A 10,232-nucleotide genomic window follows, 5' to 3' on the forward strand; every position below is an offset into this window, starting at 1 on the left:
CAGCGGATGCACGCCCCGGGCAGACACCCGCGCGTTCACGAACCTTGACCGGCTACACCACTTCGCGGGACACCATCCCGACCAGCCGCACGTTGTCGACAGCGCCCACGATCGGGAATGGATGCCCGCAGGCACTGGTCTCGGTTGGTTCGGAGATGGATACCGACGGTACGTGCAGTCCGAGTTGGAGCGCGACGGCAGTGTGTCCGGCTTCGTGGACGGCTACAGCATGACGCTCTGTGTCACGGTCGAGCCCCAGGCCGTCGATTTGGCAGCAGACGATTCGGCCGGGCGGACGGTGGCGATAGGGGCCTTCGCCACACCACCAGTAACCCGCGAGGTCTGTTGTCACGGTGACATACTGTCAGCCCTCTGCGGCACCGGCCGAGCCTCGTTCCGTCCGGCATTTCCCCGCCCCTGCATCTGTTCCTGTGCACGCTCCGGGCCCGCTCTCCGTTCCCATCGGCCCCTGGGAACGACGGCCGGATACCGGACCTGCCTTGACGAGACCCGATGGCAAGCGGAACTCCCATACGGAGCACAGCAGTCCTAACTCATCGGCCCGCCCCAGGAGGCTGGGTTTTTCGTGCCGTCAGGAGGCATTCCGACGGGTGAAGGAAGCCACGAAAGCCGGAGGGGATGGATCATGGCGTACTCCACTCGCATAGCTGCGGCTCTCTCCGGTGTCACGACCCGGCAGCTGCGATCTTGGCTGTAGGACTGTGGTCACTGTTCAGGTGTCGACATCCGGAAGTTCGGGCCAATCAAGCTCCATGAAGCCGGTGTTCTGATCTGCCCACATGTGCCGCAGGTCTCGCACGAACTCGTCCGGTGTGATCGCCTTTTCCGCATTCAGATCTCCTTCGATTGAGAAGGAGAGGCACTCACCAGGTTCGTTGAGAAACGGCGGTGGAGAGCTGAGGTCATTCCAAATGCCGTATCCGCTGCGAGCCAAGTCGCGGACGAACCAGACAAGGTACTCCGTTGTGGCCCAGCCATCACGGTGAGGGCCAGCATCGAAGACACGCGCACCCTCCTCGGCGGGGAGAACGCCCCACCCGATTCGCCACCATCCAGAGCGGGGGTGCGAATCTTGGACATCGGGCATGTCGAAGTACAGCGGCACGATGCCCGGCAGAACAGCGAAGACAGCTGCCGCACGGCGCATAGCGTCAGGAACTCGATCTTCGTCTGGGCCTTTCTCTGCCAGGAGGCGTCTCCATGCCTCAAGGGGCGGCGGCTCTATACCTGCGGAGCGGTGGATGTACCGAGCCCTGTCTTCCGCCTCCTCAAGCACGGCGAACTCGTCGTCACTGACGGCGCTGATGTCGTAGCTGTTCCGGCCTCGGAGAAGAACACGGGCCTGCATGAGCACGTCGCGCGCCCGAAGACCCGGGGCTAGCTGATCCGCCGGCACCTCACAAACCCCAGGGCGCATGAGAATCTCCAACGCGTTCCGAAACAGTTGGCGATCTTGGGCTCGCGACTCAGAGACGGCCGCAGAGACTGCTTTGGCACTGACGCCGAGCTCAGCGGCGACGGATTCACCTGTATGTCCTGGTCGCAACGTCGCTTCGTAGATCGCTTGGCGGCGCACCCGCCCAATGGCTCCTTGAACGCTCCGCGCCTGCTCAGCCAGGTCGTCTGCGCTTCTAACTCGAGCAATGGGGTCCGTGATCGCCGCCAGCCTCGCCAGAGCGCGCTCTGTACGCAGGCCCTGGGTGTAGTCATCGACGCCATCCGTGGGCGCGACATCAAGCACATCCCTGTCGCGCTGATCAGTCATCCTGAGGCCCGCCGTTCCGGTTGAGATCTCCCGCTCGACTACATATTACCCCCGCCCTAGACTTTATTCTAGGGCGGGGTCTAGCATGCGGACGACGGCGGCCTCACGCCGCCTGACATCCGAACCGACCATGACTGAGGACTATGCTCGATGAGCGACAACGTTGGTGTACGTGTCCTACTGCTCCTCGTGGCAGCCCTGATCAGCCTGGTCGTCGCCTTGGTAACTGGTGCACTTGCCCGCTCGGGTGGAGCGAATATGAGCAGCGCGATCCAACGCGCGGGTGTCGCCTTCGGAGGCACGGCAACCTTGATCATTCTTGCCATGAGCTCCGTCGGCCTGTTCCCCTCTTGAGGGGGCCATCCCGTTTTTGTGGTTACGAAATTCATGCCGCTACTCGCGATCCAAGGTGACCAACTGCCACAGAGCAACGTGGCTACTAGGTTGTCCGCGCGGGAGGATTGTGGGGCTCGGCACGCCACGGGTCGTTGGCTCCGGGGAGGCGGCAGTCGAGGACTTTGGCCGCGACAATGGCACCGTATTGGTCGCGCTGTTCCTGGGCGCGTGCATCGTGTCCGTGCTGCAGGTCGCGGATAGTGTGATCGCCTGATGCGTGGTGTCGCTTCCTGCGCATTTCGCAGTTCCAGCGGTCGCAGTCGAAGTAGCCGATGAGATAGATGCCTGCGGTAGCGGGGGTGCGCAGGTAATCGCGGACAAGCTGGTCGGCCAGGGCGGTGGACAGGTCTCGGTGCCAGCATCCTTTGCATTCGATGACTACGGTCAGTGTGTCGTCGCTGCTGCTGGTGGGCGGGGCCGTGGCTTGGATCTGGATGTCGGTGCGTCTGCCGGGAAACCCGGAGCGGTCGACTTGGACTTCGCGGTTGATGACGACGCGGTATCCGCCGATGTCCTGGCGCAGGAGAGCTGCGACCATGTCGCTGAAGTCTTCTTCCCAGCACGGCCACCAGTCGGTGTGATCCACTGACCAGAGGTTCCGGTTCCACAAGTTGACCACAAGGCCGTTGGACCCCTGAAGCACCGTCTGGAGACGGTCGAGGCTAGCCAGCACGATGTCCTGGAGATGGCGTGCGTCGGTGACGGTGCGCAGATTGGTGTCTGCGGCCAGGCGCCGAAGTTGCTCCGGAACCAGGGGTGGAGCCTGAAGTTCGGCGACCTCGCGGGCCGAGGCCTTAACGTGCCGACGCAGGTCTGCAAGTTCGGGATAGCGAGTCGCGAGACTGGTCAACTCCCGGACCGCTTCCGGGCTGGTCTTGGAGATCAGCAGGCCCATCAGCCCTCGGTGCAGGTTGCTGCGAGCGTCGGTATAAAAGCCACCCTCGAACTGATAGTCCAGGAGCCGGGTGATGCCGATGTGGTCGGTAACCATGGTGTATAGGTCAGCGAGGGCAGCCTCGGGCAGTTGACCGGTCCCGGGCGGCCAGGTTCCCTTGGGGTCGGCGGCGATAAGGCGTTCCAGGAGGGCAGCCAGAACGCCAGAGGTAGCCAAGGTTGCCCTGATGACGGGCCAGACCTCGGGCAGTTGTGGCTGTCCCATCAGCGCCGCGGCGGCGCGGGTCCATCGTGAGCTGCTCCGCGCGGCGTCTCGTTGGACGTCAGGGTCGGCCACTGTGGCAGACTGGATTTCCTGGGCCGGCCGGTCTCCCGCAAGCGCGAGTGAGGTCAGGACGCCGGCCCACTGCACGTCGGTACGGCCCGGATCACTGGCCCAGTCCCGCAAGGTCTGAACCGCATCAGGAACAGCAGTGCGGGCGAACGTGGTTGCCAGACTGTTCAGTTCCGGCTCGCTGCAACCGTCTAGCGCCTGGTGGAGCAGGGTCGGCAGTTCATGGCCGGCCAGTCGGGCGCACTGTGTGATCAGGCTGTGTCGTAGTGCGGTGTCGTCGGAGTCGTGGCAATCGTGGGCCGCCAGCGCCACGCCGGCCACAGCCGCTCGACGGGGCTGGTGGTCGAATGCCTCGGCCAGGTGCGAGGCATCAAGCAGGGCCAGCGCGGTCAGAGCAGTTGCTGTCCGGTTCCAGTCTGCTGTGGCTGGAGTGGCCGCTGCACCATTCAGGGCTGCTGAGCGGCGGGCGACGGTGACAGCCGCGTCCAGCACCAGTCGGTGCAGCTCGCTGCCCTCATGTGGGAAAGACGGTGCAGCAGCCACGACGCCCAGCCTGTCCTGCGGCGCTTGGCTGCCGTCCGCAGTGCGGTACAGCTCGGTGGTGATGTGTTGCCATAACGGCTCGGGGGGTCCCTCTGCGGTGCTGAGCGCGGTGAGGGCAAGCCGTAGGCGGGCTTCGTTGAATGCCAGACGGTGGCGCTGTTCTTCCTGCTCGCGCTGTTGCCGGGCTTCTTCCTCCGTGCGGGTGTCCCACCGTGCGGTGGCGACCTTCAGGTCCGGGTAACGCTCGCGCAGTTCAAGGGCGGACGGCAGGTCCGGATCCGCTGGATCGGGCCACGCTGTCACCAGCCACTCAGCGTGCCGGCGTGCGTCAGGGCTCAGTGTGGGCCACTGCAGAGTCCAGTACACCGAGTCGTCGGTGGAGAACAGGGCAGGACTGCCTGACCAGGATAGGAGCCGAGTGACCTGGTGGTCATCACCGCGTTCCAGGACACGCTGGCCCAGCTCTCGGCGGATGCCCGTCCGACTCAGCAGCACCTCACCTACCGGTTGCGCAAGCTGGTGCCAGTCGTCGAAATCGGCACGTCCCGCCAGGGTGAGCAGGGCATCGGCGACTTCGTCGAGCCACCTGTTCCGTTGTGCAGAGTCGCTGTTGGTGTCGTTTTCGTGGAAGAGCGCGATCGCCTGGGCGAGGATGCGAACCGGCAGTCGCACGGACAACTGCGACTCGCCGGACTGGGTCAGGCCGGCCCGGGGGTGCCGCGAACCCAGAGTCCTTAGCGCCCACGCCACGGCTTCGTCGACGTCTTCGGGTCTCAGCAGGTTCGGAACGTTATGGATCAGGAGCCATGCGGAACGGACCTGCGTGGGGTCATCGGCAGGCGGGATCAGGTCCAGAAATTCGGGCAGCCTCAGATGCTGCGGCCACAACCGCTCCAGCGCGGCCGCCGCCAGGTCCGCGTCACCGCGCCAGGCCAGCGCCCTCAGCAAGGCCAGCCGCTCCGGGTCTTGTTCCAGGACCGGCAGTCGGCCCAGGTCCGCATCGTTGTGCTCGGCCAATGCCCTGAGACGGGCCACATGGTCCGCGTCCAGTTCGTCGCCGAGTGCTTGGACGGCCAGGCGGCGCAGTTTCCGATCGACCCCCTGGCTCTCGGCCACTGTCAGCAACTGGTCGTTGAGCTCAGGCAGTTGGCAGGCTCGCGCGATGCGGAGCACTGTGGAGAGCAGCGGAGGTGCAGCCGGGAGAGACAGATAAGGACGCAGCTGAGAGGACAGCCCTGGGTGCTTCAGGCGGTGCAGCACCCCTCGGTCCAGTTGGACCGTGTCATCGCCGGACACTAGGTCGAGGAGCCGGTCCACCACGGCCTCTCGCTCCTGATCCCGGAGTGTCGTGAGGTCGGCCAGCAACAGCACTTCGGGGTCGTGCCGCAGGACTTCGGCGAACAGCTCCGTATCGTCCACAACCCGCCACGCGGCCACCTCGCGGTGCCGTGCCACAACATGACGGGACGTTCCGTCACCGATCCACAGCAACTGCCGCTGCGCGGCCTCGTGCATTTGGTGCCGTGCCAGGAACTGGGCAGCCAGGTACTGCTGGTAACTGTCATGGGCGAAGGCCCAGCGACGCAGCCCGACCTCGACCATCAGCCCGGAATCCACCAACGCCAGCAGTTCCTGCATCCCGCAGTGGTAGGAAACCCCCGCCGCGCCCGGCTCGTCACCGCCGTCAAGATCAGCCAGTGCCAGGTCAGTCTCCATGGCACTCGGGGTGTCATGGATCGCTGCATAGTGGCCGAACTGCATGGAGGCGGCCACTCGGCTCGCGAGTGCAGTCAAGTGATCGGGGGCCAGCGGATTTCCGTCGCGGTGGCCATGGGAGCTCAACTGCCTGCAGGCAAGCCGATAGGCGTCAGCCACCGTCGAAGGCAGGCCCCATCCTTCCCGTTCGGCTTCCAGCAAGGGTTTCAAGGTGATCGGGGACCAAGCCAGGGCCACCGCACCCTTCTGCTCCAGCCGCCGAGTGACTCGACGGCCGTCGAGACGATCGCAGGCGGCGGCCGTCTCCACATCGGACCGGGTCAGCGGCGTCACACCAACTACCGATACTGCCTCAGGCGCCCACAGCGACTGGAGATGCCCTTCCAGACCGCGGGGCCACCGGCCCGAACGGCAGGCGATACGCAGCCGTAGTCGACTTCTCCGCTCACGGCCGAGCTCTTCCAGACAGCCGACCAGAATGTCATGGAGAACCCCGAGTCGGTCCAGCCCCTCGTCAAGGCTGTCCAACAGGACGTACCCCGGATTGGCCTCAGAAGCTCGCTCCAGGACTGCCCCCAAATCCCTGCGCGCGCTGACCGCTTCGTAGAAACGCCCCCGCACACTGAGGTCGACCCGTTCGACGACGTGTCCCTCGGACTGCAGCGCCTCGGCTTCCTCAATGAACAAGTCGCTCTTGCCGCATCCGCGCTCGCCCAGTACCACAAGCAGTTTGTCCTCGCGTCGACCGGTAAGCGGGGCCCCTGCTCTCGCCCACGGCAGGTCTACCAGCCAGCCAAAGTGGTCAACTTGGAGCGCCGAGCTGATCGCATGCACACGGCGGATCCAGGGGTACCGGCCCCCGCCCGCCCCGACCTCGGCCATACCGCTTGCCCCGTCCATGTCCGCAGACATTACGCGCGGTGTAACCCCACAAGGACGAGAAGCACCGGACCGTTCTCTCGCGCGGAGACAAAGCACGCTGCCCGTCTCCTTGCTCACGTTCGTAGGCGGTACGAGCGCAAGACGACTCACCCCGCGCGCACGATCTTGTTCTCGCTCCATCTCACGAGAACCGAATGGACATAGGGGACTTTTAGGAAATCTTCCGTTCCCAGAATGTTCCCATCCAGGCACAGAAAAGGCCCTCCATGATCTTCATGGAGGGCCTTTAGGCCTCTGACCTGGGCTTTCTTGAGCCGCCTTCGGGATTCGAACCCGAGACCTACGCATTACGAGTGCGTTGCTCTGGCCATCTGAGCTAAGGCGGCGCGCCGTCCACACCATGGTGCGATCAGCAACGTCGGAAAGTCTACACAGTTTCTGGGGGTGCTCCGTACACCCCCCGGAAGCACCCCCGGAGGTACCCCGCACACACACCGGGACCACTCCCGGCCGCACCCCGACCGCACCCCGACCGCACCCCGACCAAGGCTACGAGCAGCGTTTCCCCTCCCCAGGCACCGTCCCCCGCAGCACATACGCATCGATCGCGGAGTCAATGCACGTACTGCCACGCCCATACGCGGTGTGTCCATCCCCCACGTACGTCAGCAGCCGCCCCGAAGAGAGCTGGTGGGCCAGGGACTGGGCCCAGCGATACGGCGTCGCCGGGTCGCGGGTCGTGCCGACGACCACGATCGGGGCGGCACCCTTCGCCTCGATGCGGTGGGGTTCGCCCGTGGCCTTGACCGGCCAGTACGCGCAGTTCAGGGAGGCCCAAGCGAGGCCCTCGCCGAAGACCGGGGACGCCTTCTCGAAGGCGGGGAGTGCCTGTTCGACCTGGTCGGTGGTCGAGAACGCGGCCGGGAGGTCGAGGCAGTTCACGGCGGCGTTGGCGAACATCAGGTTCGAGTAGCGGCCGTCGGCGTCACGCTCGTAGTAGCTGTCGGAGAGGACGAGCAGCCCGGCGCCGTCGTTCTCCTTCATCGCCGACGTGAGCGCCTCGCGCAGCTGCGGCCAGGCCGCCTCGTCGTACATCGCCGCGATCACGCCGGTGGTGGCGAGCGCCTCGCCGAGCTTGCGGCCGTCCGCGTCGCCGGTGGGGACGGGGTGCGCGTCGAGCTTCTTGAAGAACGCCTTCAGGTGGTCGCCAACCTGACCCGGCGTCATGCCCTTGCCGCCGAGCGGACAGTCGGTCTGCCGTACGCAGTCCTTCGCGAAGGACTGGAACGCGGTCTCGAAGCCCGCCGTCTGGTCGAGGTTCATACGGCGCGCGGGGAGGGACGGGTCCATCGCGCCGTCGAGGACGACGCGGCCGACCCGGTCGGGGAAGAGGCCCGCGTACGTCGCCCCGAGGAACGTGCCGTACGACGCCCCCACGTACGTCAGTTTCCGGTCCCCCAGCACCGCCCGCAGGATGTCCATGTCCCGCGCCGCCTCGATCGTCGAGACATGGCGCAGCAGGTCGGGCGAGTGCGCGCCGCAGCCCTCCGCGAACTTCTTGTACTCGCTTACGAGTCGGGTGGTCTCGCGCCGGTCGTCGGGGGTGGTGTCGGTCTGCGTGAACGTGTCCATGGCCCGCCCGCCGAGGCACTCGACGGGCTCGCTGCGGGCGACGCCGCGGGGGTCCATCGCGACCATGTCGTAGCGGGCGCGGACCTCGGCCGGGTAGCCGATCCCGGCGTACTGCTGGAGATACCCGACCGCCGAACCGCCCGGCCCGCCCGGGTTCACCATCAGCGAACCGAGCGCTTTGCCCTTGCCGGTGGCCTTCTTGCGGGCGACCGCGAGCCGGATGTCCCCCGCCGTGGGCTTGGCGTAGTCCAGCGGCGCCTTCATCGTGGCGCACTCGAAACCGGGAACACCGCACGTGTGCCAACTGAGCTTCTGCCCGTAGTACGACGCCAGGGTGGACGGCGTCGACCGCGGCAACGCGGCGAGCGCCACCTCCGCGGCCGGACTCGTCGCCGTCGTCGAACTCCCCGAGGAACATGCGGCGGACACGAGCAGCGCGGCTACGGCGAGCAACGTGCCGCCGGCCCTACGACCGCGGCTGCGCTGACTCCAGCTCCAGCTCCGACTCCGGCTCCCGTGACTTCGACGGGCCTCGACCTCGCCGGACGGACTCGGCCGGCTCGGCTGACTACTCCGGCTGGGCCGGCGAAGGGGGCGCCTCATGTGCATTCAGCGAGCGTAACGCTGCGCGATCACTTGAATGCTGTACGTGCACGATCCGCCCCGGACGAGTTACGCCGTCAACCTCACGCCCGGACAATCAGCCCGCCGCGGCCCACTCGGCGAGCTCAACCCGCTCTGAGCGCCAACGTCATCGCCTCCACCGCCAGCAACGGCGCCACATTTCGGTCGAGCGCCACGCGACACGCCCCGATCGCCTCGATACGGCGCAGCGTGGACTCCGGGGAACCGGCGCGCGCGAGCCGCTCCAGCGCGTCCTCCGCATCCGCGTTGGCGATCGCCACCCGGGAACCGAACTGGAGGGCCAGCACATCCCGGTAGAACGCGGTGAGGTCGGTCAGCGCGAGGTCGAGACTGTCGCGCTGCGTACGCGTTCTCCGGCGCTTCTGCTTGTCCTCCAGGTCCTTCATCACCCCGGCCGTGCCCCGCGGCATCCGGCTGCCCTGGCCGCCGCCCATCGCGGCCTTCATCTCCTCGGTCTCCTTGCCGTCCACCTCCTCGGCCAACTGCTTCGCGTCCTCGGCCGCCGCGTCCACCAGCTCCTGGGCGGCCTTGAGGCACCCGCCGACGTCCTCGACGCGCAACGGCAGCTTCAGCACGGTCGCCCGGCGCTCACGCGCGGCCGGGTCCGTGGCCAGCCGGCGGGCCCGGTCGACATGCCCCTGCGTGGCACGCGCGGCGGCCGCGGCCACCGCGGGCTCGACTCCCTCCCGCCGTACGAGCAGATCGGCTACGGCGTCGACCGAGGGCGTGGTCAGGTTCAGGTGGCGGCAGCGGGAGCGGATCGTGGGGAGTACGTCCTCGATCGAGGGGGCGCAGAGGAGCCACACCGTGCGGGGGGCGGGTTCCTCCACGGCCTTGAGGACGGCGTTGGCCGACTTCTCGTTCAGCCGCTCGGCGTCCTCGACGAGGATGATCTGCCAGCGGCCGGTCGCCGGCGAGGTGAAGGACTTGCGGACCGTGTCCCGCATGTCGTCGGCGAGGATCTGCGTGCCCACCGCGGCGACGGTGGTGACGTCGGCGTGGGTGCCGATCAGCGCCGTATGACAGCCGTCGCAGAAGCCGCAGCCGGGGCTGCCGCCGAGCGCACGGTCGGGGCTCACGCACTGCAGAGCGGCGGCGAAGGCCCGCGCCGCCTGGTTGCGTCCCGCGCCGGGCGGCCCCGTGAACAGCCAGGCGTGCGTCATCTTCGAGGCCTCCGGCGGGGCCGTGCCGGTGGTCGCCGCGGTGACGAAGGCGTCGGCGTCCCGAGCGGCGGCACCGAGCTGCTCGCTCACCTTCTCCTGGCCCACCAGGTCATCCCACACGGTCATGGGTCACCGGCCCTTTCGTCACGTTTCGAGTTACGCGATCCATTGTGCGGGCCACCACTGACAACGGGGGCCGGGAGCTGGTTCAGGGCGCGATCCGGGGGGGCTGGCGCTGGGT

Annotated in this window: 5 protein-coding genes and 1 tRNA gene; 1 reads left to right on the forward strand and 5 read right to left on the reverse strand. The window is 66.9% G+C overall.

Annotated features, from left to right (window positions below; genetic code table 11):
* Window positions 1-733: 733 nt before the first annotated feature.
* Window positions 734-1,786, reverse strand: a complete 1,053-nt coding sequence (locus tag AC31A1_RS38220; protein WP_489657690.1) for a hypothetical protein — start codon at window positions 1,784-1,786, stop codon at window positions 734-736.
* A gap of 150 nt (window positions 1,787-1,936) precedes the next feature.
* On the opposite strand from AC31A1_RS38220, the gene AC31A1_RS38225 reads away from it, so the two are divergent.
* Complete coding sequence (locus tag AC31A1_RS38225; RefSeq protein ID WP_489657691.1) at window positions 1,937-2,140, forward strand: hypothetical protein; 204 nt, start codon at window positions 1,937-1,939, stop codon at window positions 2,138-2,140.
* A gap of 85 nt (window positions 2,141-2,225) precedes the next feature.
* Here the strand turns inward: AC31A1_RS38225 and AC31A1_RS38230 are convergent, their stop codons facing one another.
* From AC31A1_RS38230 to AC31A1_RS38245, 4 genes are all read right to left on the reverse strand, one after another.
* A complete protein-coding gene (locus AC31A1_RS38230) occupies window positions 2,226-6,581 on the reverse strand; it encodes an NACHT domain-containing protein (RefSeq protein ID WP_489657692.1) in 4,356 nt (1,451 codons plus the stop codon).
* 282 nt (window positions 6,582-6,863) lie between these two features.
* Window positions 6,864-6,937, reverse strand: a tRNA-Thr gene (locus AC31A1_RS38235).
* 163 nt (window positions 6,938-7,100) lie between these two features.
* Complete coding sequence (locus AC31A1_RS38240) at window positions 7,101-8,792, reverse strand: alpha/beta hydrolase (protein ID WP_489657693.1); 1,692 nt, start codon at window positions 8,790-8,792, stop codon at window positions 7,101-7,103.
* A gap of 119 nt (window positions 8,793-8,911) precedes the next feature.
* Window positions 8,912-10,117, reverse strand: a complete 1,206-nt coding sequence (locus AC31A1_RS38245; RefSeq protein WP_489657694.1) for a DNA polymerase III subunit delta' — start codon at window positions 10,115-10,117, stop codon at window positions 8,912-8,914.
* Between the last annotated feature and the right edge of the window lie 115 nt (window positions 10,118-10,232).

The sequence above is a fragment of the Streptomyces sp. P5F9 genome (assembly GCF_057961495.1).

What these genes read in the sequence shown, in the direction of transcription:
- AC31A1_RS38240 (WP_489657693.1), bottom strand. Translation starts at nt 8,792, where the DNA reads ATGCACATGAGGCGCCCCCTTCGCCGGCCCAGCCGGAGTAGTCAGCCG.
- AC31A1_RS38225 (WP_489657691.1), top strand. Translation starts at nt 1,937, where the DNA reads ATGAGCGACAACGTTGGTGTACGTGTCCTACTGCTCCTCGTGGCAGCC.
- AC31A1_RS38245 (WP_489657694.1), bottom strand. Translation starts at nt 10,117, where the DNA reads ATGACCGTGTGGGATGACCTGGTGGGCCAGGAGAAGGTGAGCGAGCAG.
- AC31A1_RS38220 (WP_489657690.1), bottom strand. Translation starts at nt 1,786, where the DNA reads ATGACTGATCAGCGCGACAGGGATGTGCTTGATGTCGCGCCCACGGAT.
- AC31A1_RS38230 (WP_489657692.1), bottom strand. Translation starts at nt 6,581, where the DNA reads ATGTCTGCGGACATGGACGGGGCAAGCGGTATGGCCGAGGTCGGGGCG.